Raw genomic sequence first — 20,515 nt, 5'->3', positions numbered from 1 at the left:
TCATGTATGCGGCCGTCCTTTTAGCACGTGAAGAAGGGAGGTAACGCATATCGCATACGATTTGGTCGCGAAGCTCAAACTCGTTGATAACTTTTCGAGTCCGGTAAAAAGGGCGGCGCGCTCCGTTACGGAACTCGATACGAGCGTTAAGAAGGCGGCGGCCTCAACGGATAATGTATCGCGCGCGGCTCGCGGAATGGGGAGCGCGTTTAGGTCGGCGAGCAACAGCGCAAGTTCGTCGTTGGGGAAAATTACGACCGGTATATTGGCGGCAGTTGGCGCGTATAAAGCGCTTGGTCTCGCCAAAAGCGGATTAGATAGAGCGATGACGTTGTCGTCCGAGGCGGAACAAGCGAACATTGCGTTCGAAACGATGCTCGGAAGCGCGGATAAAGCGAAGAATTTTCTCGGAGACTTGGCGGATTTCGCGAATAAAACTCCGTTCGAACTGCCACAAGTTCGTGCCGCGTCTAAGAAACTCCTCGCGTTTGGATTTGACGCGAGGAATATCATTCCGATGTTGACTGGCGTTGGTAACGCTGCGTCTGGCTTGGGACTTGGCGGTGAGGGGATCGATCGGATTACGCTTGCGCTCGGTCAGATGAAAGCGAAGGCGAAGGTTAGCGGCGATGAGATGATGCAACTCACGGAAGCCGGTATCCCTGCGTGGGACATTCTCGCTAAGCGAATGGGCGTATCAACTGCGCAAGTTATGAAGTTGTCTGAAAAAGGCGTCATTCCGGCGGATAAGGCAATTAACGCGCTAATCGACGGCATGAACGAACGTTTCCCGAAGATGATGGAGAAGCAGAGTAAATCGATGCAAGGCATGTGGTCAACGATGAAAGATACGTTCGACAATAAGATCCTCGTCAAATTCGGTGATGGCATCGGCGATGCGTTACGTCCGCGTTTCGAGCAACTTACGAAATGGATCGATAACAATAAAACGACGATCGACCGGTGGGGCGCGAACATTCAACGCGTTGTAGGCTCCGTATCTGACGCGATTATCCGTAAGTTCGAGATGGCAGCTAGCTTTATTCGAAACCGATTTATTAATAATCCGGAATTCAACAAGTTAACGACGTTAAAAGCGCAAGTTGATTACGTTTTTAGCTCGTTGAAATCTGCGTTCGATGATTGGTACTCTTCCGGCGGGAGCACGGAAATCTCTAACGCTACTAGTTCGCTAATCGGGTACCTAAGTGACGCGCTATCGGCATCAGGGGATAAAATACGAAGTATTGGCGCTGACCTTGGCAAGTCACTAGCGAGTGGGATGCTTGACGGACTCGAACAATTTTCGAAGGAAAATCCAAAGATGGCGGCGCTATTAACGTTTATCTCAACACCGGGGCCATTAGCCGTAAAAGCTGCGGCTGCTATCGGAGTAGGGAGCGGAATGGCGGGGCCGATCGTGGATTCCGCAAAAAACGTATATAACGGCGTGTCCTCTGACGTCAGCGCTTTTAAGGACGGATTTATTCCGGGGATGAAGAATTTCATGGACGGAATAAAATTCTTCGATACGCCAGATATTCGAGACGCAAACGGTAACCGACTGGGTGGTAAAGCCCTGTACGATTACAAACGACAACAGATGTATGACGACAAGGTAAACGGTAGTAATGCGGGCGGACTCTCTCGCGTTCCGTTCAACGGGTACAATTCGCGTCTCCATAAGGACGAGGCGGTATTAACGAAGTCCGAAGCGGACTCATGGCGTTCCGGTAGCGGACGGGGCAACGTAACAGTAACAGGGAATACGTTCGTCGTACGCCAAGAATCTGACATTGACGCGATCGCCAAAGCTATTGCGCGCGAAATGAACGTATATGGGACGGTGATGGTTAATGGCTAATACGCTACAGTATTGGTTAACGTTCAACAGCGGTGCCGAGCGTTTGCGGCTGCCCGTTAACCCTGAAACAATCAGCGTTAGCTCAACGCATGGGTACGAAGATATCGAGGTCACGCAATTAGGCGAATTTACCGTAATAGGTAACGCTAAGCTGCGTGATTTTTCGTTTTCATCGTTCTTTCCACGCGACTACAACCCATCCTATTGCGAATATGAATCGATTCCTAATCCGAGAGACGCTGTTCGCCTTATCGAGAGCTGGAAGGCTAGCGGCCGTCCTGCGCGTTTGACGATTACAGGCAATCCGCTAAAAAGCGCCGACATCACAGAAGAGTCAGGCTACGTTAATACGCCGATTACGATTCGTTCGTTTACGTACGAGGAACGGGCGGGTTCGCCCGGCGACATTTACTTCGACTTATCACTTAAAGAATACCGTTTCGTTGAGTTCAAGCGCGTAACCTCGTCTTCAACCGATTCCAGTACGGTCGCCCTAACGGAGCAGTCTTCGCGTCCGGACACGCGTGAAACGCCCTCTACCGTTAAAGTGAGGAATGGTGATACGTTGTGGAAGATCGCGCAGAGAATGCTAGGAGACGGAGATAGATGGCGCGAGATTTACGCGAAGAACTCGGCGGCTATTGGACCGAATCCGAATTTAATCTACGCTGACCAAACGTTGGTGATATAACATGGCGGTCATTAACGTTTTATATGACGGCTCCGTTTATATCGACTCTATTGTGACGTCTGTACAATGGTCAGGCGACATCACGTTTCCTGCGCGAAAACTTGAAGTTAACGTAAGCAACACGATTGATAGCGTAAAGCAGGCGTTGACGTTAGAAGTCGGCAAGGAACTGCGGTTATTTTACGATGATACGGAATTGTTTCGCGGTGTTATCTTCCGTACGCAGATCGATTCGGCAGGCAAGATGACGCTCTTAGCGTATGACGAGAACGTATATCTCGATAAAAACGTGGATACGAAAAAATTCGTAAATATGACTGCCAGTGCTGTAATACGCGAGATTTGCGCTGACTTCGAAATACCTACGGGCACGGTTGCTGACACGGATTACGTTATTCCAAGCCTTCATTTACGTAATAAGAAGTTGTACGAAATGATGCTGACCGCGCTTACTGTTACGCGAAAGCAGACGGGCAGGCGGTTTTTCTTGTACGCGAAAAACGGCCAACTTAACCTTACGGAACGGCGCGATATGGTTACGACGTGGGTACTCGAGAACGGCACGAATATAACTGGCGCTAATTATATGCAGTCTATTGAAGACTTGCGTAATCAGGTGAAGGTTACGGGCGGAGACGAAGAAAAGGCTCCGCTAGTCGCCGTGGTTAAGAACCAAGCGCTAATCGACCGTTTCGGATTAATGCAGCACGTAGAGACAGCGGATTCCGACGCCAAACAATCGGAGATAGAGCAAATGGCGCGCGAACTACTCGATCAGCTCGGTAAGATATCGGACGAAGCCGGTATTGAAGCGCTCGGCAACGTTGAGGTAACAACGGGCGGTGCCGTCTATGTCCGCGAAGCAATGACCGGCATAATCGGCGCTTATTACGTTTCGACCGATACGCATACGTTCGAGGATGGTTCGCACCGCATGAGCGTCACGCTTTCCGCAACCGATGATTTGCCGACGATGGAGTACGAGGAATCCGACGCGGAGAAGAAAGCCGTGAAAACACCTATTGATAGTGCGGATTACGCGAAATTTACGCAAGCCTTAGCAGGCATAGAGGGGATGTGACGAAGTGGAAGGTTCAGGCATCGGACAATTAGCGCAGGTTATTAAGCGGTTAGGCTATAACGATTTCGACCGGTTCGAGTTCGCAACCGTCACGTCGCCGCCGCCTGCTATACGTATCAAAATCGATAACATGAAGATCGAACTTGACGCGAGCGACGTCGTTATGGCGGAATGCCTAACCGCGCACAATCGTACGGTTTCAATCAACGGAGCATCTGACGTTACGCTCGCGTTCAAAGACGAACTTAAAACGGGGGATCGCGTAATTGTCGTATCGGTCAATGACGGGCAATCGTATGCGATCCTCGACAGGGCGGTGACGTATTAGTGGCGCTGAGTCCGTTAAAAAGTCCGGAATCACGGGCGGTAAAGGTGACAAAAACGGTACTCCCATCAAAAACGTACGCGTTCGACATCGATTCGGGGGAAGTCGGCGGTTTTATTGATGGCGCGGAAGCTATCCGTCAATTTATCCGTAAGACGGTCGCGACCGCGCGCTTCCGTTTCCTTATTTACAATAGCGAATACGGTAGCGAGATCGAAGATTTAATCGGACAGGACATTCCGCTCGATCTATTGCAGGCGGAGATTCCGCGCGTACTGAAAGAGGCGTTAATCTACGATGACCGGATCACGGACGTGAGCAATTTCGTTCTATCACGCGAGGACGATAAATTAACGGTCACGTTCGATGTTACGACGCGAGAGGGCGTTATTACGGAAGGGGTGACGCTGTAAAATGTACGAAACACAGACGAAGGCGACGGTATTACAGCGGATGCTAGACGCGACCGCCTCCGATATTGATAAGCGGCAAGGCGCGCTAACTTTCGACATGTTATCGCCTGCTTCGATTGAATTGGCGCTAGCATACGTCGAACTCGACAACGTGCTCAAATTCGGATTCGCGGACACAACGTACGGAAATTACCTCGATATGAGGTGTGGAGAACTCGGAGTCTACCGTAAACAAGCGGTTAAGGCTACGGGTTCTCTTTCATTTACGGGACCTAACGGGACGGTCATTCCGAAGGGAACGCAGGTTTCGACGGGCGGTAACAGCCCGATTTACTTCGTTACATTTGCGGACGCGACGATATCCGGCGGTTTAATTACGGTAACCGCAGAGGCATCCGTAGGCGGCGCGTCCGGTAACGTCGCAGCCGCTAAAATTACGCTAGTTACCGGCAATCTTAACGGAATTATTTCCGTCACAAACGCGCTCGCTTTCGCAGGCGGAACGGATACCGAGAGTGACGCGGACTTACTCAAACGTTACATTGAGCGCGTTCAGAAACCGGCGACGTCCGGTAACGCGAATCAATATCTCGCTTGGGCAAAGGAAATGCCCGGCGTTGGCGACGCGAAGGTATACCCGATTTGGGCCGGTAACGGGACGGTGAAAGTCGTGCTGCTCGATACGGACAAAACCGCGCCTGACCCTTCCGTCGTTACCGATGTCGCTGCGCACATTAACGCAGTCCGACCGATCGGCGCAACGGTCACGGTCGTAGGCGCGACGGAAGTAGCGATTAACGTCTCCGCTGTGCTGACGTTAAAGGCGGGCGCAACACTGGCACAAGCGCAGATACAGATACTCGACGGACTAACCGCGTACCTTAAGTCGCTCGCGTTCGTTGATCCGGTCGTTCGTTACACGAAAGTTGCCAACGTTATCGGCGATTGCGCCGCCGTTGCTGACTACGCAAGTCTGACGATAAATAGCGGCACGGCAAACGTAACTATTTCGGACGGTAACGTAGCAATTCTCGGGAGCGTGATTGTATCATGATCCTCGATGTGACACAGGATATGCGCGATTATCTACCGCGTTATTACGGCGACTCGGCTGTCGTTATGAATATAGTCGACCGTGAGGCTGCGGAAATAATCGCGCTAAATGACGCGATCCAAGACGTACTCGCGCAGTATTTTATCGATACAGCGACGTGGGGACTCGCGAATTGGGAGCGCGTTTGCGGACTCATTACGGACGAGGCGAAGCCGATCGATCAGCGGCGATCCGTTCTTAAATCGAAGCTACGCGGAGTAGGTACGGTAACGGCCGAACTCGTAAAAACGGTCGCGGAAAGTTACAACAACGGCGAGGTTTCGGTCACAGAGGACGCCGCCAATTACCTGGTTAAGATTACGTTCATTAGTAACCGTGGAGTCCCCGCAAACCTAACGGACATCCAATCGGCTTTACGCGATATCATACCGGCTCATTTAGCGATTACGTTTGAGTTTACGTATATGACATGGAGCGCACTTGACGCGAAGACTTTTACGTGGGACTCGCTAACTACGCACAACTATACGTGGAGTCAGTTCGAAACTTTATAAAAACGGGAGGTGTGCGCTATATCTACGACAACACCGAAACTAGGGCTGCCGCGCCCGACGGCGACGGATAACGTAACCCTAACGAATCAGCAAGCGCTAATCGACGCAATCGATAACGGTGCGGCTCCGACAGCAAGCCCGGCGTTTACCGGTACGCCAACGGCTCCGACCGCGACTGCCGGGACGAATACGGATCAACTCGCGACTACGAAATTTGTTCAAACCGCCATTGGCGCAATTCCGGTCGTAACCGCCGCTACAACTTCCGCGCGAGGTGCCGTTAAAGTCACGACGCCGCCTGCCTCCGGTGATCCGATCGCTCCGAGTAGAGTCGGGAGCGCGAGTGATACGCAGATAACAACGACGGGATCTACGACGATTGCGACGTTTACACCGACGGTCAACAAAAGTAATTATATGGCGATGGTTTATTACCGTGTGGTCACCGGAACGACAAACGTAACCGTCCAAGTTACGTATGCAGATGGTACAGGTGCGCAGACAACAACGCTAATTAACGCGCAATCTAGCGCGGTCGGAAGCTACAGTCTTATTCCGTTATTTTTAAACGCGACAACAGCGGCGGCAATTAACGTAATCGTTCAGGCGTCCGTCGCGAATCAAGTATACGCGTCAGCATCAATCGTGGGGGTGTAAGAGGATGGCACAATTAATAGTCGCGGGAAATGCGACCGCTGCACAAGTGTTGACGGGATCTACGTTTTCAGCGGGGCCTCTTTCGGGCACGCCCGGAACAATGCCGAACCAAGGCGCGGTTACGATCACGCCGAGCGCATCAAACCAAGCGATTCCTGCCGGATATCATAACGGAAGCGGATCGGTGCCAGCCGTTGTCGTACCGGCGGCTAACGTTCTGGTTGGGACAACAATCGCGGGTACGGCGGGGACGATGCCGAATAGAGGCGCGCCAACTTTTACGCCCACTACTTACGATCAAGGTATTTCGGCAGGCTATTTTAGCGGGGGGATAGTGAAGGGAGATGCGAATTTAATACCTTCAAAAATCCCTTCCGGCGTAACAATTTTCGGTGTTAACGGAACGGCTTCTGATGGATTGATCAAGAGCGTAATGGCTACTGATGCGCGAGCCTCAACCGGTATCCTATCAGCAGGAAGTTCATTTTATCAAAGATTTTATTTTCCGGCAGGGTTAAACGTTGTGATGCTCAGTATCTCCACCGACTATCACGACCCTGCGGTGAGTTACTCATTTTGGACTAACTGGAGTAGCCAACTAGGCATCGCGGCTACTCAAGCAGGTTCGGGATCAAACTTAATCTATCTTGTGAATGCTGTAAATACTGCCGAGGGATGGTGGGAGCTAAGAATACGCAACGACGCTGGGCAAAACAGTAGTACCACCGATTGGTATAGAACTAAAGTGTATTACGTATAAATCCCATCCTGAATTTTCACGGAGGTGTAGCGGTGGAATCCGATATCCTTAAATACTTTTTAACGCAGGGACCGTTCGCGGTCCTTTTCGTTTGGCTGCTTATCTACGTCATGCGCGCGAATAGTCAACGGGAAGGACGCCTGCAGGCGCTCCTCGATAAGTTTTCGGAGAAATACGACGTAATCATCGCGGAGATTCGCGATATGAAAGATCATTTACCACGAAAGGGTGACCGTTAATATGGACGATTTACTAACGCAAGCTGCTCTCATTGCAGCAATCGTGGGAGTCACGAAATCAATCGCAGTAGGCACGCGCGCCGAATCGATCGTTAACCGAGTCGCACCGCTAAGCGCGCTAATCGTGGCGGCTGCCTTCGTGTTGGTGCCGACCGATATCCAAACGAAGATTACTACGATCACGACGCTCGGGCTGACGGCGGCGGGCGCGTATACTCTCGTTAAGAATAAGACCGGAGGTAATCCGTAATGACACGCGCAGAGTTTATCGCACAAATTGCGCCGTATGCGGAAAAGGACATGGCGAAAACGGGGGTCCTAGCATCAATTACGATCGCGCAAGCTTGCCTCGAAAGTGCTAACGGCTCGAGCGCGCCCGGCAACAACCTCTTCGGCATTAAGGGCAGCGGAACAACGCAGGCGACGCAAGAATTCATTAACGGCGAGTGGGTCACGATTCAAGCCGGTTTCCGCGCGTACGAAGACTGGGGCGGAAGTATTACGGATCACTCCGCGTTCTTAACGGAGAATGGTCGCTATACTCGCTCGGGATTCTTCGATCGCTGTGGCGAACGGGATTATGCCGGAGCCGCGCGCGCCCTACAATCGGCGGGATACGCGACTGATCCGAACTACGCGGCCAAGTTGATCGCGATTATTGAAGGCAGCGGATTAAACAAATATGACGAGGAGGATGACGAAAATATGCCGATGAAGCTTGAACAATGGCAGTGGGACATGGTATACGAAGTTTTTGGTAAAGCGTATAACGAGGATAAGATCGCGTGGGGATGGATGCAGAAAATCGTAGACAAAACGATGACTGCTACGGAACTAGCATTCGTGAATACCGTACTCGATGGAAGGATTGACCGTAAGCTGGATGTTTAACAGGAGCGTCATCTTATCGCTTTATAGCGGTGGGGTGGCGCTCCTTTTTTGCGTTTCACGGAACTTTACGCTAGGCAAGCGCGTACAAATCGGTATACAATAACGGTAATATGTGGTAAAGGCGGATGAAGTGCGATGAGTATTAAGAGCGCAATGCTTGCGTTAATTGCGGCGGTGACTATATTATCAGGATGCGGCCAGCCTGCGTCATCCTCTAGCGAAACGGGTTTTGCTGCATTTAAGAAGGATTTTGACAAGCGTACGAGCGCGCAACAAACCGAGTACTTTAAGACGCTAAAAGGTACGGAGGTTACATGGTCAGGCGAAGTTTATGACGCTTTTGTCAATGAATCGGAAAAGAACGCTAAACACGTCGTTGTTCGCGTAGGAAACGCTGACTTTGCTTCGTTCACTCTCGATGCCGCGGACAAGACGGATATAACGAAGCTAAATCGGGGCGATAAGATTACGATAAAAGGCGCACTATCCGAACAGGGAGGCTCCGTAAAATCGTGGATTCTTAAGAGCTCAACTATAGTCAAGTAACGAAAAAGAAGCGCTAGTATTAACGGACTTTACCGTTTTCTAGCGCTTCTGTAAATCTCCGTACGTATTTCCCCAGTTTAACGCTCAACTCCGCCTTAGCTACCGACCGCATTATAGCGTACTGTTCTTCATATCCGCGGCATACATAGCGGTAATATATAGCGTCGTTCTGGCGCTGCACCTTCGTATCTTCCCATACTTTAATCTTTAGTTCCCGCAGTGACTTCCGCACCTCGGTGAGATCCGCGCTAATATCGCTCATTAACCGCTTGGCCGCCAAAGTGAACAAGTCCTTAAGCGGAACGTCGAGATTGCGAGCGTTATTCTCAACAATCGTAATCAAAAACGGAAGTAATATAGATTCACGGATGAGTATACGCTCTACATCGGTCGGTAATTCGCGGCGTTCACGTTCCATTACGGACACCTCCGGCAAAATCATGCAAACATATATTCGTAATTATACTGCGAAACAGGACGGAGGGCAAGCGATGATGTTGCGACGTCGCAACATTTTAAGAGTTAAAAATTCGCTATATAATAGTAATGAAATTTTCCGCAGGGTACAGCTCATAAATATTGCAAGGTACGGCTCCTAGCGCTATAATTACGCTAACTGAATAAGAGAACGTGATTGACGAAAGCTGTCCCTAACGCTCAACAAACGAAGGTTTTATTGGCGTTTGGACTTCCGTTTGGACGATCGAGGAGCCGAACGAGTTCCTTGCGTAAGTTGACAGGGTAGGGGTCAGTGGTTCGAGCCCACTACAGGTCATTTTAATCTCACGAAAAAAGCCTTGATATATAAGGCTTTTTTTTATCTTGATGCATTTATTTTATTTTCAACTTTTTTCTACGAACTTCAGACTATATACAGTCGAAGTAGAGAATTATTCGCAGGTTGCTGATGAAGTAATGTCCGGAAATGCGTGGTTTGGTAAAAAAGGATATCTTCTCAATAAGGATCGTGCATTACTTGTTGAAAATATTGAGGGAGAATTACAACCAATTCCCAAAAAGCCGGCAAGAGTTATAAGCAAACCCGAATACTTATCATTGAAAGATTGAGCACCCCACTGCGGGTGCTTTTTTTATTTGCCCACCAAAAGGAAATAGTAACCCTGTATCTAATCATTGTGCAGGGTCATTTTTCTTCTTCTGCATTGTCTCTAAAAAAGCCAAGTTAAACTCCAGTTGCTCCTCTGAAAACAAATTCTTATCAAAACTCGAAATCGTGCCATTTGGTACATAGTTTGGTTCAGGATTATCTGTTCTGCAAAGCAAATAATCAGAAGATACTCCGAATAGATCACATCACCAGAAGACTTGCCTACCAGTGTTGTTGTCGCAACAAGCAGGCTGGTTGAATGCTGGAAGGTCACATCACCAATTGGTGGATTGGTCAGGCTGGAAAACGCTCGCTCCATTAGCGGCCAAAAAGTTGCTTTCGGATGGTTCGATGTTGGCCGTTATGCGTGGGAACTGGTCGATATTCAGCAATTGCCCGTACCAAGCCCAGCCAAGGGGCAGCAAGGATTCTGGAATTGGGATGCACCTATTTTTGCTGAAAATTAAAAAAATAAAAAAACACCCAGACAGGGTGCTTTGTAGAAAATGTAATATGAAATTAATTTTCAATAACAATACCGCTTAATTTGAGATTGACCAAATTTGCAATCGTATCACCTACAGGACAAGTCTCTTCTAAAAATGTAACGAATTCCTCAACTCGTTCTTTAGGTGCATCTGTTTTGATATAAAACGTGTAACGAATGTCAGAGTAACCTGCACGGACATCTGATTTCTTAAAGAATCCATCCAAATCCAAATCGCCTTCAACTTCTACTCGAAAGTCTTCAAGATTAATATCAAACTTTTTAGCGTATACTCTGGCTACAATTGATTGACACGCTCCTAATGAACCAAGTAGTGCTTCAACTGGATTCATTCCAGTGTCAGTTCCACCCAGACTTTTAGGTTCATCAATTGTAAACTCGAAATTTCTTGAACTAACTTTGACAACTACACCTTCTTGCAAGTGCGCTGATGCCTTAAATGTTGTAGTAGCTATTCTACTCACTCCCTTAAATTAAATAGATTCAAAATAATAATATCATATAATTCCGATAAAGTTAATGAGATTTATAAAATTCCATTGTTAGATTTGTAAAGAATATTCGTGAATACAGAAATACATGAGGAGATTTGAAAATGCTTTCTTTCCACAATACACCATCTATGACGATATCTGTACCTAGATTTGCCCGAAAATTTCGATGTGTCAAATAAAATATCCAGATAGTCCCAATTAAAAAAACATATGCAAACGGAACATTTGTTATATATTCTCAGGGCGATTTCGAAGCATAAAAAAGCCAACATTTTCATAGTAAGCTTTTTGTAATGAAGAGGTAAATCTTGTATTGCTTAGTACCCATACGAACAGTAAAATTAGGATATATGCAAAATTCGACATGAGAGGGTTGGCAGATGATAAATGATGGAGTCGGTTAATCTTTGTATTGGAAGTACTTACGCTGTTGAACCAGATAACCCAAGAAAGACAAAAAATCGCGGCAGAAGATGTACGATTCTTTCTTTCGAATTACAGGATAATCAATTAGATGTTAAAGTTTTATTTCATGACACGAATAGAGAAGCCTCTTTAAAAATTGCTGATTTAAAGCCAATCACGGAATGAAACAAACATTCTAACATCAAGATAACTAAACGAAAAGGTGGCGTTCGAGCAATGTTTAAATGTCCAAAGTGTTCAAATCATACAGAACTTCAGAAGCAATATTGTTCTCACTGTGGAGAGAGCATAACATATACAGTTGCAGAAAAGTTTGATATTCTTGCCGAATCAGTTGAAAATGCGCTGAAAAAAGAGTTGGAAATTCGAAAAAGAAAAAACATTAATTGAATACAATAATTTCCAAATTTTGATAAAAGGGCTGTAGTCTAATGGGGATCTGGGCTGACTAGACACCTTTACTATAGCAGTGCTATTATATGGAAAGAAATGATAGAAATGTGACCAAAATCTTGTTAAGCAAAAGAAAAAGGTAACCTCGGAGTTCTCTACACAATCTATTAACTCTGCAACTTTGAAAGTAAGTTTGTATGAGAATGTAATCGCAGATGATTGGATATATTATGTATTATTTATGAGGTTCCGCAGTCGTTGAATGTTAAAATAAAAAAAGTCAGATCAAATTAAACTTGACCTGACTTGTATGGCGGCTTGTAATTGGCGGTTAGTCTATTAGTATGGTTTCAAACCAAAACTAGTGCCAATGTAGATCATTTCCTCTTATCAATGTAGGTTAACAATGTGAGTATAAACAACCCAAATGCAAACATGATTGAAAGAGTTTGAAATGTTTCCATGTTTACAGCCTCCACCTTTCAAGTGAGGTGTCCGCCATTATACAAGTCGTCTAAAGAAAATTATATTATATTTGTAACAATTTGGAAGTGTAATTAGAACTATATGAGAAGTAATTTAAAATTACACTTTTCGCTAAAATGGACATTTCAATTGAAAAATAGGATAGAAGTTTTGTTGAGAGAGGTCGATTCACGGGATATAAGGTCTAAAATGACTAAAGTTATGTTCGGGTTTGATACGAAGTGTATCCGGAGGTGTTTTTATGAAGGACAAGAAGAATATGCGTGTATCAAGAAGGAATTTTATAACTGGGTTAGGCGCAGCAGGTATTGCTTTATTATCTGGGAAAAGTTTCCTTGAATTACATACAGCATCAGGTCAAACCGTAAGTGGGAGCACATACGGAGTTACGACACCATTGGCAACTTCATTGGCAACTTCATTAACGACTTCATCGCTTTCTGGCTTCGCTATTAATGTTAAAGATTATAAACTTGAAACTGATAAAGACGACTCCGCTTCTTTTGTTCGTGCTATTTCAGCGATTAATCAATATGGAACTATTTTTATCCCAGCTGGATTATATCAAGTTTCAAATAAAATTATTGCTGGTGGCAAAAAATATATAAAATTTGTTTCAGAAGGTGCAGTAATAACAGGTGGCGGACAGTTCTCATTTGAATCATCGGTTTCAGATAGCACTCCGCTAGATGAGCTTTTGAGCGGAGATTTTATGATTAAGCCAAGCTCATCTTCAACTTTTGTAGCTGGTGACTATGTAGTAATTTCGGGCAAAGTGAACCACGAATCTTATACGCCTGATCCTGTTAGAAATAATGTTAATATTAGTTTTATTGCAAAAATTACAGAAGTAAATAGCAATGGATATTTGCTTGATCGGAAAATCCAATACCACTTAACGGGTGTATCTGCAAGTAAAGTGGACACACCTTTAATTTTAGACATTGAAAGCGGTATTAAATTTGATTCGGTGAGTATCTCAGTAAAATATTGTGTTGGCGGTAGTGTAAATACGTATTTAACAGGCTTGCAACCAAATAATCCAGGAGTAACATATTCTCAAAGTTGTGATTTTAACCTTAGTGCGACATTTGTAAACCTGCACTCTATGCACTCTCTTGTTTTAAATTCTTGTAATAATATGAACATAGAGGTAAATTCGTCACATGGCAGCAACACGAATACGAGTGGCATGACTTATGTTATACGTGGGAATTCCCTGCAAAATGTCAACCTTAAAGCCATCTGTAATAGTTCCTGGACGGGCGATATATCAATTGCTGGTAGCAGGCATTTGAACATAGATATTAGTTCGATTGGTAGTTGCAGATATTTTAGAGAATTAAGTGTATTGCCTTCAGGGCAAAGGATAGAATCATGTCAATTTTCAGAGTGTGATGATATTACGATCGACGCAAATATGACGGATGTAGACGCTCAAGCTATTGAATTTTTATCTGTGATTCGTGGAATCATTAGAGGCAAAATTAGCACATTACCCAATAGCACAGAAGGGGCTATTGTGATTAAAGGTAAATCCAAAGAAATAAACATTATTAATCCAATCATAAGATGTTGGAACCCATATGCCATTAAATTTGAATATCGGGACATGATGGAGGGTATTCACACCATCATAGATCCTGATATAATTAACTTTTCTGCTGATACCAGTGGCATTTATGTCAGGGATGCAGTAAGCGAGATCAATACGAACTTAAGAATTATTGGTGGATATATTAAAGCATTTCAACCTATTGTAGTTACTGACGGACATAATAATCTCATGATAAAAAACACTTTAATCGAATCAACAGGAGGCTACGGAATTCAATTAAGTGGAAATAATCATACAATTGATGGTGTCGCGATTTATGGAGCTACGAACGGAAGAGCTATTACGGTTAATGGATCTAATACGGTTGTCACCAATCTGCGTGCAAATAGTAATATCTATATAAGATATGCAGTTAGAGCAAATTTTAATATTAACAATTATAGAAATAACAATGTACCGTTTATTTATTTTGATCAAGGCAAGTGGCATATTGCTGCGAATCAAAGCAAATATGCTGCTTGGACGAAACCAACCGAATACACGTGGGAAAAAGGCGAGATTATTTATAATATGAATGTAACCGAACTTGGTCTAGATGGAAGTAAGTATGTAGTAACTGGTTGGATGTGTACCGATGGAGGTACGCCAGGCAAATGGGTCGAATTAAGATGCTATACTGGAAAGTAACAGGCCCCATGCATTCACCTAGGACCTCCGCCAGAAAAATATTTTTTCGAAAAAGCTGAGGCTTTTTCGTTTCTTTTTGGATCTCGGAATATAGGGGATTTCCTCTTTCGAACGTAGGTAATCATGGATATTGTCAGATAACAGCATGGAAAGTTCTTCTTCGGAAATACCTTGAGCAGCCATGGCACATATCAACCTTTCTGGACAATCATTACAATAATGTACCACATTCAGGGGCAAGCAGGATAGTTAGACTTTCATCTTTGCACGATTTATGGTAACTTGATGTCATTAGAGCATTGGGAGGATCAGGGGAAATGGCTAAACAACAGCATAGATGGAATTTGCGTTTGAAGAGCAGCAATGTTTATTTAGGAACGGTATATTTGGGTGATCCGTTGCCTGAAGTAGAAGATGTCATCATGATTGGCGATAAAAAGTATACCATTCTTGAACTGGGCAGTCCAAGGGATGCAAGCGATGTATTCGTTGAGGAGTTAAAAGAAGCCAAGAAAAAATAAAGAAATGAAAAAGAGACTGCGCGGGTAGCGGTCTCTTTTGTGTTTTATGCAATATTGTATAGCGATGCAAGGCAATCGACGAACATTTTGTTGTATTCTTCACGTGTGAAGTCTTTACTACAGGAAATATCTCTACCGAGAAAACCGAACCAGCTAATTTCTGTTGCATCTTTTTTGTACACAAATTTTTCGTGCTGAAGGAGAAAGGTATCGTTCTCAAAATGCGGCACATTGTCAAATTGCAGTGCATCCTCCCCTTTTTGTTCACTGACAAGTGTGGCCAAAAGAATGAGCATACGATAGGGGTCGCGGAAAATTTCGTATTGCTGGGTCATAGGGAATATCTCCTTTATGGAAAAAGATTTACGTTTATCATACTAAAAGCTTTTTTGAATTAAAATAGCTATAGGGAAACTCAGGAGAAATTTGAAGAAAGTAAGGATGATTTCTAAGAAAAAGAAAAAAAGACTGGCATTCACTCTAAGGAGGATGGAGTGAGACAGTCTTTTTTCGTTGCTTGCTCCTACATCAAAGGATTAGCGTTTGAAACTGGACAGCTGTTGTTCTGCAATTTGCACCAATCTTTTGGTGATGTTGCCGCCAATGGCTCCAGCATCTCGCGTTGCCAAATTACCGTTGTAGCCATTTGGGGAGAGAGGAACACCAATTTCCTGAGCGACTTCGTACTTCAGTTGATCCAATGCTGCCTTTGCTTGTTGTACGACTAAAGTGTTGTTAGCCATTCAAAATCATCTCCTTTTTTTTGGTACACTAGTATTATTTGAATGTTCAGATTTTTTATTCGGAAATTTAATAAAAAATTTACTTGTGAAGCATAGCGCTGTTTTTTCAATGGATTTGCTGAAATATCAATAAACCCCCTTCCGGTTAGAAAGGGGGATTTGTATATTAAGAATTATTCCTCTTCGGATTCCGAAATTTCTTCAGCCGCTGCAACTTCTTGTACAGCTTCTTCTTCAGTCACTTCTTCGCTCACCGCTTCTTCGGTGGACTCTTCGACGATTTCTTCTCCAGTCAAGGATACGACTTCTTCTTCTTGGCTCATTTTGTCACCTCCTTCGATACGTATAGTATCATTGTAGCGCTTTCAGGAATGTTGGACAAGTAGGTAAAACACGGATTTGATAGATTTAATACAAACTTAATATGTTTGTCATTCTTTAAGTGAGATTGCAGAATTGTCTGGTCGAATGATGCTGGAATAGGTTGTTTTGTTGTGTTTGATGGACTTGTTTGGGTTTTTCATGCAGAAGATAAAAAGGATACAATTTGTGTTTTGTTATCTTTATAACAAGCGCAGTCAAGCCTTAAAGGGCAGCCAAGCATGTTTCGTTCTCAATTGAATATATATGTGGCGAAGCAGCAAGTGTTTATCAATGTGGTAATGTCTGGGAGGAATCCAAATGAATCGGTCGGATGTTATTTTGGAATTGCAACTTGTACCTGAATTGTTGAAGCAAGCAGAGGCCATCTATGTGGATGCGGTTAATGAGCTTGCTTGGGCAAAGCATCAATTGCTTTCCAAAGAATGCGAGGTCATTGGAGACGGTTTAGTGACAGGGAAAAATGATATGTATCGGCAAGCAGAAATGTGGCCATACACGAAAGATTTGCAGCAGCAGGTTCTTCGTATGGAGGCATCGGTGGAGCATTCCAAAGTAGAGTTTCACTTTTATAAACGCAAGCTCGAAAATTTGCAGACGATCGCGAAGCTGATGACGATTTTGTAGATGTCCCCAATAACGAAGCAAGCCGTCTGCAATCCTCCAATTGCAGGCTTTTTTTATCGGGCGAAGAAGCATATAGAAAATTTGTTCCAATGTTACGTTTATAGGGGAAAACAGTTGCGCATCCTAAGGGTAGATTTTGTAAATGCCAAGCAGCGAGGAGGAGACTTTCATATTGAAATCAATAAAGATTGTTGTGTCGTCGAGCATCATTCTGATTGCATTAAACGGCTGTCAAACTGTCAAAAGCATGGCGACACTTGAAGCAGCCCCACCGACACTGATCGAGGTGCCATTGATTGGCACGACAGGGCAACCGATTGGGAGCGCCAGACTGACGGCCGTTCCGGATGGAGTTCGGATTGAAGCTCAGGTTAGCGGCTTGAAACCGGGGCTACACGGATTTCATATCCATGAAAAGGCTATTTGTGAAGCGCCTGGTTTTGATTCGGCAGGAGCTCATTTTAACCCCTTTCAGAAACAGCACGGGTTTAATAATCCGAAAGGGTATCATATAGGAGACTTGCCTAATATGCTGGTCGATGAGCAGGGGAACGGCAGATTTGATGCCATTACCAAATCGGTTGTAATCCAAGCGGACAAGCCCAATTCACTACTGAAGCCTGGTGGAACTAGTGTAGTTATTCATGAACAAGAGGATGATCTAAAAACAGATCCATCAGGAAACTCAGGCAAAAGAATCGCTTGCGGAGCCGTGAAATAATCGAAGGGGCGGACGTAACATCATGATTAAAACACAAGACCTTAAGCTTCAAATCGACGAGTTGACCAAACAAAATGACATGGTGCTTATCGAGCTTGAGCACGTGAAGAAAATGCTGATGAACAGTGATAGCTCTCAAGGTTCGCAAGGCGGCGGACAAAACCAGAGTCAAGATCAATATGCCAACAATAACGGGCAACAAGCTTCCTACTCCAATCAATCAGGACAAGAACAGAGTCAAGGTCAAGGTCAAGGTCAGGGACGGGGACAAGGACAAGCTCAAGGCCAAGATCAAAGCCAATCACAGAGTCAAGGTCAAAGCCAGAATCAGAACTTCAATCAGGGCAGCTCTGGCGGTCAACAAGTTTCGGATCTGGCGAACGAACTTTTGAAAATAAAGGATCTTGTTGAGAAGCTGGAGCAGAAAACGTCCCAGTATGTCTCTAGCCAGTCAAACGGGTCCTTAACGGATAAAGATGCAGTTAATTTAGTATTAACTTTGATGAACGGCATGGTGGATTGGGCAAGTGAATTCGTTTCGTCAAAAGCATCTTCCAATGGACAATTACAGTAAGGAAGATATCGTCTGAAGACAAAAAAGCGGACAACAGCAACCCTGTTGTCTTTTTTGTCGAAAATTGAACGGTTTTATATGAAAAAAAGCGATTTGGTTTATTGATTTTTAATGAGATTCGACAAATGCACTTATTTACAGAAGCAGAATAGATCGATAAAGTATAAGATAGTAACACTAAATAAACAATCTATTAATCGAGGTGTGGAGCCATGAGAGAAATCGATATTAACCATGTAATGAACCAGCTTGGTATTTCGTCAGTTGATTTTATGAATTGGCAAGCCGAGCAAGAGAAACTCAGGGAAGAGGAAAGCTCTTGCATACTAGACACCCCGGTCGACATGTTAACAGATTTGTTGTCGGATTCTTCCATTGAATTTTGCCTTTAATTAATACCCCCGCAAGTTTACTAGATTTGATCAAGTACCCTACAGCTCCATATTTATCTGGATAGGGTCAGCCTTATTCTCCTCTTATTTACTACAAGTCAGTTATCCCAATCAGAGCCAAAATGGATTTAGTTTTACGAGTTATCAATTTAAAATTTTGTTGAATAAGGGCTACTTTGGCATGGCCGAAGTCAAGCTCTTTTCAACATGTGTTTGGACAATATCATGCTATTATGTGTGTCTCTTCGAACATACCGCTTTGGTTATCCCGCCTTAGCTATCTCCAAAAGCCATAGTCTTCCTATCCACGCAGGTGCATGGTTGGTTTATTTCCAGCACGAAGAGGGAATGCTTGGAAAAGTAAAGAGGCTATCTGGAGGAGGAAAGCAAGCATGATGAAGACGCTCGTCATTATTCCGGCGTATAACGAGGAGAACAGTATTGGCGTTGTAATAAAATCGGTCAAACATGCTTTGCCGAAAGCGGATATTGTTGTTATTAATGATGGCTCAAGTGATCGAACCTCGGTAATTGCCCGTGCCACTGCGAATGCGGCAGTAATCGATCTGCCGGTTAATTTAGGTATAGGCGGAGCGATGCAAACAGGCTACCTGTTCGCTTATCGCAACGGATATGAGATAGCCGTGCAGATTGATGCAGATGGTCAGCATGAGCCGTCTGAACTGCATCGCATTATGGAGCCGTTATTGAATGGTGAAGCGGATTGCTGTATCGGTTCTAGATTTTTGCAAAAAACGGACTATCGATCCGCATGGTGCCGGCGATTAGGCATTTGGTTTTTTACCTGGATGATTCAATGGATGATCGGGAAGACGTTCACCGATCCGACTTCGGGCTTCAGGGCGGTGAATCGTCCGATTATTCAGCTCTTTGCCACCTATTATCCGGAGGACTATCCAGAGGTCGAAGCGATCGTGCTGCTAGAGCGGAAAAATTTTCGCATTCGAGAAGCTTCAGTTGTTATGCATTCCCGGCAATCCGGGCGTTCATCGATAACACCAATGAAATCTTTGTATTACATGTTTAAAGTATCATTAGCGGTTTTTATGACTCGAATTCGCAGTGTGAGTTGAATGTGATGAATATATATTTATTTGCGATTGCCTTTTGTCTAACATTCCTGTTTATTACGATTGAGCTGATTCGCAGGCAGAAACTACAGGAACAATATGCGATTCTTTGGTTGACGCTTGGGTTGCTAATGGGGATTTTCGGACTGTTTCCGAGTATCCTTCATCAACTTTCACATATGATGCGCATCTATTATGCACCATCTTTGCTGTTTCTTGTGGGGCTGCTGTTTTCACTTGTGTTCATTTTACATTTGACGATCGTTATCTCGAAGCTGCACCGTAAGCTGACACGGCTTGTTCAAGAGGTTGCATTGCTTCAGGAGCAGACTCGAAAAGAGGGAGCCGAATGATTCAGATTCAGCTGTTACCTGTTCTTCTTGTATTGTTAAATGTCGTGCTGCTTGTTAGCGGGCAAATCTTATGGAAATTTGCGTTAAACCGCACACCGCTTACGGGTTTGGACAATTTGAGAATTGTCCTGTTGCAGCCCTATTTACTGCTGGGATGCTTTCTTTATGTGCTTGCCACGCTGCTTTGGTTTTATGCGCTTAGCCGATTCGATCTCAGTCGCATATATCCTCTGCAATCGGTTGCTTATGTCATTGGTGCGCTGTGCGGTCTGCTCGTGTTTAAAGAAACGTTTACAACTTCACAGTGGATGGGATTGCTGCTGCTTGTTGGCGGCATATTTATGTTAGCGAGGTAAAAAAATACGTTAGAGCATGAA

General features: G+C 44.7%; 30 protein-coding genes. 24 read left to right on the top strand and 6 right to left on the bottom strand.

Annotated elements, in window-relative coordinates:
• Positions 1-196: 196 nt before the first annotated feature.
• The 13 genes from ABRS97_RS02020 (at position 197) to ABRS97_RS01960 (ending at position 9,075) form a co-directional block, all read left to right on the top strand.
• On the top strand, positions 197-1,864 hold the full coding sequence (locus ABRS97_RS02020) for a tape measure protein (RefSeq protein ID WP_367811221.1): 1,668 nt from the start codon (positions 197-199) through the stop codon (positions 1,862-1,864).
• Entirely contained in the window at positions 1,857-2,555 is a 699-nt protein-coding gene (locus ABRS97_RS02015) for a LysM peptidoglycan-binding domain-containing protein (RefSeq protein WP_367811220.1), read from the top strand. Before ABRS97_RS02020 ends, ABRS97_RS02015 begins: the two co-directional genes overlap by 8 nt.
• 1 nt (position 2,556) lies before the next feature.
• On the top strand, positions 2,557-3,636 hold the full coding sequence (locus ABRS97_RS02010) for an XkdQ/YqbQ family protein (protein ID WP_367811219.1): 1,080 nt from the start codon (positions 2,557-2,559) through the stop codon (positions 3,634-3,636).
• A gap of 4 nt (positions 3,637-3,640) precedes the next feature.
• Entirely contained in the window at positions 3,641-3,964 is a 324-nt protein-coding gene (locus ABRS97_RS02005; protein WP_367811218.1) for a DUF2577 family protein, read from the top strand.
• A gap of 44 nt (positions 3,965-4,008) precedes the next feature.
• Positions 4,009-4,374 (top strand): DUF2634 domain-containing protein, encoded by a 366-nt coding sequence (locus ABRS97_RS02000; protein ID WP_367811217.1) that lies wholly within the window; start codon positions 4,009-4,011, stop codon positions 4,372-4,374.
• Position 4,375: 1 nt separating this feature from the next.
• Positions 4,376-5,428, top strand: coding sequence for a baseplate J/gp47 family protein (locus ABRS97_RS01995; protein WP_367811216.1), 1,053 nt, complete (start codon positions 4,376-4,378; stop codon positions 5,426-5,428).
• Entirely contained in the window at positions 5,425-5,982 is a 558-nt protein-coding gene (locus tag ABRS97_RS01990) for a putative phage tail protein (RefSeq protein WP_367811215.1), read from the top strand. Before ABRS97_RS01995 ends, ABRS97_RS01990 begins: the two co-directional genes overlap by 4 nt.
• Before the next feature lie 9 nt (positions 5,983-5,991).
• Positions 5,992-6,639: a hypothetical protein gene (locus tag ABRS97_RS01985; protein ID WP_367811214.1), complete on the top strand. Its 648-nt coding sequence runs from the start codon at positions 5,992-5,994 to the stop codon at positions 6,637-6,639.
• Between the two features lie 4 nt (positions 6,640-6,643).
• Positions 6,644-7,399 (top strand): hypothetical protein, encoded by a 756-nt coding sequence (locus ABRS97_RS01980; RefSeq protein ID WP_367811213.1) that lies wholly within the window; start codon positions 6,644-6,646, stop codon positions 7,397-7,399.
• A 32-nt stretch (positions 7,400-7,431) separates the two neighbouring features.
• On the top strand, positions 7,432-7,638 hold the full coding sequence (locus ABRS97_RS01975; protein ID WP_367811212.1) for a BhlA/UviB family holin-like peptide: 207 nt from the start codon (positions 7,432-7,434) through the stop codon (positions 7,636-7,638).
• 1 nt (position 7,639) lies between these two features.
• Entirely contained in the window at positions 7,640-7,888 is a 249-nt protein-coding gene (locus tag ABRS97_RS01970; protein ID WP_367811211.1) for a hypothetical protein, read from the top strand.
• Positions 7,888-8,529 (top strand): glycoside hydrolase family 73 protein, encoded by a 642-nt coding sequence (locus tag ABRS97_RS01965; RefSeq protein ID WP_367811210.1) that lies wholly within the window; start codon positions 7,888-7,890, stop codon positions 8,527-8,529. Before ABRS97_RS01970 ends, ABRS97_RS01965 begins: the two co-directional genes overlap by 1 nt.
• Before the next feature lie 135 nt (positions 8,530-8,664).
• On the top strand, positions 8,665-9,075 hold the full coding sequence (locus ABRS97_RS01960; RefSeq protein ID WP_367811209.1) for a hypothetical protein: 411 nt from the start codon (positions 8,665-8,667) through the stop codon (positions 9,073-9,075).
• 19 nt (positions 9,076-9,094) lie between these two features.
• On the opposite strand, the gene ABRS97_RS01955 is transcribed toward ABRS97_RS01960, so the two are convergent.
• A complete protein-coding gene (locus tag ABRS97_RS01955) occupies positions 9,095-9,493 on the bottom strand; it encodes a YhjD family protein (RefSeq protein WP_367811208.1) in 399 nt (132 codons plus the stop codon).
• A gap of 908 nt (positions 9,494-10,401) precedes the next feature.
• Here ABRS97_RS01955 and ABRS97_RS01950 point away from each other — a divergent pair.
• Positions 10,402-10,650, top strand: a complete 249-nt coding sequence (locus ABRS97_RS01950) for a hypothetical protein (protein ID WP_367811207.1) — start codon at positions 10,402-10,404, stop codon at positions 10,648-10,650.
• Positions 10,651-10,702: 52 nt separating this feature from the next.
• Here the strand turns inward: ABRS97_RS01950 and ABRS97_RS01945 are convergent, their stop codons facing one another.
• The gene (locus ABRS97_RS01945; protein WP_367811400.1) at positions 10,703-11,146 is read right to left on the bottom strand and encodes an OsmC family protein; all 444 of its coding nucleotides are present in this window, start codon (positions 11,144-11,146) and stop codon (positions 10,703-10,705) included.
• A 426-nt stretch (positions 11,147-11,572) separates the two neighbouring features.
• On the opposite strand from ABRS97_RS01945, the gene ABRS97_RS01940 reads away from it, so the two are divergent.
• Positions 11,573-11,776 (top strand): hypothetical protein, encoded by a 204-nt coding sequence (locus tag ABRS97_RS01940; protein ID WP_367811206.1) that lies wholly within the window; start codon positions 11,573-11,575, stop codon positions 11,774-11,776.
• Positions 11,777-12,381: 605 nt separating this feature from the next.
• Here ABRS97_RS01940 and ABRS97_RS01935 read toward each other — a convergent pair.
• Positions 12,382-12,468: a putative holin-like toxin gene (locus tag ABRS97_RS01935; RefSeq protein WP_367811399.1), complete on the bottom strand. Its 87-nt coding sequence runs from the start codon at positions 12,466-12,468 to the stop codon at positions 12,382-12,384.
• 263 nt (positions 12,469-12,731) lie between these two features.
• Here ABRS97_RS01935 and ABRS97_RS01930 point away from each other — a divergent pair, with 263 nt between their 5' ends.
• Positions 12,732-14,735 (top strand): hypothetical protein, encoded by a 2,004-nt coding sequence (locus ABRS97_RS01930; RefSeq protein ID WP_367811205.1) that lies wholly within the window; start codon positions 12,732-12,734, stop codon positions 14,733-14,735.
• A gap of 317 nt (positions 14,736-15,052) precedes the next feature.
• Positions 15,053-15,256 (top strand): hypothetical protein, encoded by a 204-nt coding sequence (locus ABRS97_RS01925; RefSeq protein ID WP_367811204.1) that lies wholly within the window; start codon positions 15,053-15,055, stop codon positions 15,254-15,256.
• Positions 15,257-15,300: 44 nt separating this feature from the next.
• On the opposite strand, the gene ABRS97_RS01920 is transcribed toward ABRS97_RS01925, so the two are convergent.
• The 3 genes from ABRS97_RS01920 to ABRS97_RS01910 form a co-directional block, all read right to left on the bottom strand.
• Positions 15,301-15,591 (bottom strand): hypothetical protein, encoded by a 291-nt coding sequence (locus tag ABRS97_RS01920; RefSeq protein ID WP_367811203.1) that lies wholly within the window; start codon positions 15,589-15,591, stop codon positions 15,301-15,303.
• A 201-nt stretch (positions 15,592-15,792) separates the two neighbouring features.
• Entirely contained in the window at positions 15,793-15,999 is a 207-nt protein-coding gene (locus ABRS97_RS01915; protein WP_163941969.1) for an alpha/beta-type small acid-soluble spore protein, read from the bottom strand.
• A gap of 173 nt (positions 16,000-16,172) precedes the next feature.
• The gene (locus ABRS97_RS01910) at positions 16,173-16,322 is read right to left on the bottom strand and encodes a hypothetical protein (RefSeq protein ID WP_367811202.1); all 150 of its coding nucleotides are present in this window, start codon (positions 16,320-16,322) and stop codon (positions 16,173-16,175) included.
• A 358-nt stretch (positions 16,323-16,680) separates the two neighbouring features.
• On the opposite strand from ABRS97_RS01910, the gene ABRS97_RS01905 reads away from it, so the two are divergent.
• The 7 genes from ABRS97_RS01905 to ABRS97_RS01875 all read left to right on the top strand — a co-directional run bounded on the left by ABRS97_RS01905 (position 16,681) and on the right by ABRS97_RS01875 (position 20,494).
• Positions 16,681-17,007 carry a hypothetical protein gene (locus ABRS97_RS01905; RefSeq protein WP_367811201.1) on the top strand — a complete coding sequence of 109 codons (327 nt, stop codon included), beginning with the start codon at positions 16,681-16,683 and terminating at the stop codon, positions 17,005-17,007.
• 172 nt (positions 17,008-17,179) lie between these two features.
• The gene (locus tag ABRS97_RS01900; RefSeq protein ID WP_367811200.1) at positions 17,180-17,728 is read left to right on the top strand and encodes a superoxide dismutase family protein; all 549 of its coding nucleotides are present in this window, start codon (positions 17,180-17,182) and stop codon (positions 17,726-17,728) included.
• 22 nt (positions 17,729-17,750) lie between these two features.
• Positions 17,751-18,302 (top strand): hypothetical protein, encoded by a 552-nt coding sequence (locus ABRS97_RS01895; RefSeq protein ID WP_367811199.1) that lies wholly within the window; start codon positions 17,751-17,753, stop codon positions 18,300-18,302.
• 212 nt (positions 18,303-18,514) lie between these two features.
• Positions 18,515-18,694, top strand: coding sequence for a hypothetical protein (locus tag ABRS97_RS01890; RefSeq protein ID WP_367859101.1), 180 nt, complete (start codon positions 18,515-18,517; stop codon positions 18,692-18,694).
• Positions 18,695-19,089: 395 nt separating this feature from the next.
• Positions 19,090-19,788: a glycosyltransferase family 2 protein gene (locus tag ABRS97_RS01885; RefSeq protein ID WP_483312406.1), complete on the top strand. Its 699-nt coding sequence runs from the start codon at positions 19,090-19,092 to the stop codon at positions 19,786-19,788.
• A 5-nt stretch (positions 19,789-19,793) separates the two neighbouring features.
• Positions 19,794-20,138: a DUF2304 domain-containing protein gene (locus ABRS97_RS01880; protein WP_367811197.1), complete on the top strand. Its 345-nt coding sequence runs from the start codon at positions 19,794-19,796 to the stop codon at positions 20,136-20,138.
• A complete protein-coding gene (locus ABRS97_RS01875; protein WP_367811196.1) occupies positions 20,135-20,494 on the top strand; it encodes an EamA family transporter in 360 nt (119 codons plus the stop codon). The genes ABRS97_RS01880 and ABRS97_RS01875 overlap by 4 nt, the downstream gene beginning before the upstream one ends.
• Positions 20,495-20,515 lie beyond the last annotated feature (21 nt).

The organism is Paenibacillus tabacirhizosphaerae (genome assembly GCF_040812395.1).
In the GTDB taxonomy this organism is placed as follows: Bacteria; Bacillota; Bacilli; order Paenibacillales; family NBRC-103111; genus Paenibacillus_E.
This window is presented reverse-complemented; position numbering and strand designations above follow the sequence as displayed.

Coding starts and splice junctions, on each gene's coding strand:
- ABRS97_RS01880 (WP_367811197.1), top strand. CDS start 19,794: ATGAATATATATTTATTTGCGATTGCCTTTTGTCTAACATTCCTGTTT.
- ABRS97_RS02010 (WP_367811219.1), top strand. CDS start 2,557: ATGGCGGTCATTAACGTTTTATATGACGGCTCCGTTTATATCGACTCT.
- ABRS97_RS01925 (WP_367811204.1), top strand. CDS start 15,053: ATGGCTAAACAACAGCATAGATGGAATTTGCGTTTGAAGAGCAGCAAT.
- ABRS97_RS02015 (WP_367811220.1), top strand. CDS start 1,857: ATGGCTAATACGCTACAGTATTGGTTAACGTTCAACAGCGGTGCCGAG.
- ABRS97_RS01970 (WP_367811211.1), top strand. CDS start 7,640: ATGGACGATTTACTAACGCAAGCTGCTCTCATTGCAGCAATCGTGGGA.
- ABRS97_RS01910 (WP_367811202.1), bottom strand. CDS start 16,322: ATGAGCCAAGAAGAAGAAGTCGTATCCTTGACTGGAGAAGAAATCGTC.
- ABRS97_RS01890 (WP_367859101.1), top strand. CDS start 18,515: ATGAGAGAAATCGATATTAACCATGTAATGAACCAGCTTGGTATTTCG.
- ABRS97_RS01995 (WP_367811216.1), top strand. CDS start 4,376: ATGTACGAAACACAGACGAAGGCGACGGTATTACAGCGGATGCTAGAC.
- ABRS97_RS01980 (WP_367811213.1), top strand. CDS start 6,644: ATGGCACAATTAATAGTCGCGGGAAATGCGACCGCTGCACAAGTGTTG.
- ABRS97_RS01940 (WP_367811206.1), top strand. CDS start 11,573: ATGATGGAGTCGGTTAATCTTTGTATTGGAAGTACTTACGCTGTTGAA.
- ABRS97_RS01990 (WP_367811215.1), top strand. CDS start 5,425: ATGATCCTCGATGTGACACAGGATATGCGCGATTATCTACCGCGTTAT.
- ABRS97_RS01905 (WP_367811201.1), top strand. CDS start 16,681: ATGAATCGGTCGGATGTTATTTTGGAATTGCAACTTGTACCTGAATTG.
- ABRS97_RS01885 (WP_483312406.1), top strand. CDS start 19,090: ATGAAGACGCTCGTCATTATTCCGGCGTATAACGAGGAGAACAGTATT.
- ABRS97_RS01895 (WP_367811199.1), top strand. CDS start 17,751: ATGATTAAAACACAAGACCTTAAGCTTCAAATCGACGAGTTGACCAAA.
- ABRS97_RS01955 (WP_367811208.1), bottom strand. CDS start 9,493: ATGGAACGTGAACGCCGCGAATTACCGACCGATGTAGAGCGTATACTC.
- ABRS97_RS01960 (WP_367811209.1), top strand. CDS start 8,665: ATGAGTATTAAGAGCGCAATGCTTGCGTTAATTGCGGCGGTGACTATA.
- ABRS97_RS01930 (WP_367811205.1), top strand. CDS start 12,732: ATGAAGGACAAGAAGAATATGCGTGTATCAAGAAGGAATTTTATAACT.
- ABRS97_RS01875 (WP_367811196.1), top strand. CDS start 20,135: ATGATTCAGATTCAGCTGTTACCTGTTCTTCTTGTATTGTTAAATGTC.
- ABRS97_RS02020 (WP_367811221.1), top strand. CDS start 197: ATGGGGAGCGCGTTTAGGTCGGCGAGCAACAGCGCAAGTTCGTCGTTG.
- ABRS97_RS01915 (WP_163941969.1), bottom strand. CDS start 15,999: ATGGCTAACAACACTTTAGTCGTACAACAAGCAAAGGCAGCATTGGAT.
- ABRS97_RS01920 (WP_367811203.1), bottom strand. CDS start 15,591: ATGACCCAGCAATACGAAATTTTCCGCGACCCCTATCGTATGCTCATT.
- ABRS97_RS01935 (WP_367811399.1), bottom strand. CDS start 12,468: ATGGAAACATTTCAAACTCTTTCAATCATGTTTGCATTTGGGTTGTTT.
- ABRS97_RS01965 (WP_367811210.1), top strand. CDS start 7,888: ATGACACGCGCAGAGTTTATCGCACAAATTGCGCCGTATGCGGAAAAG.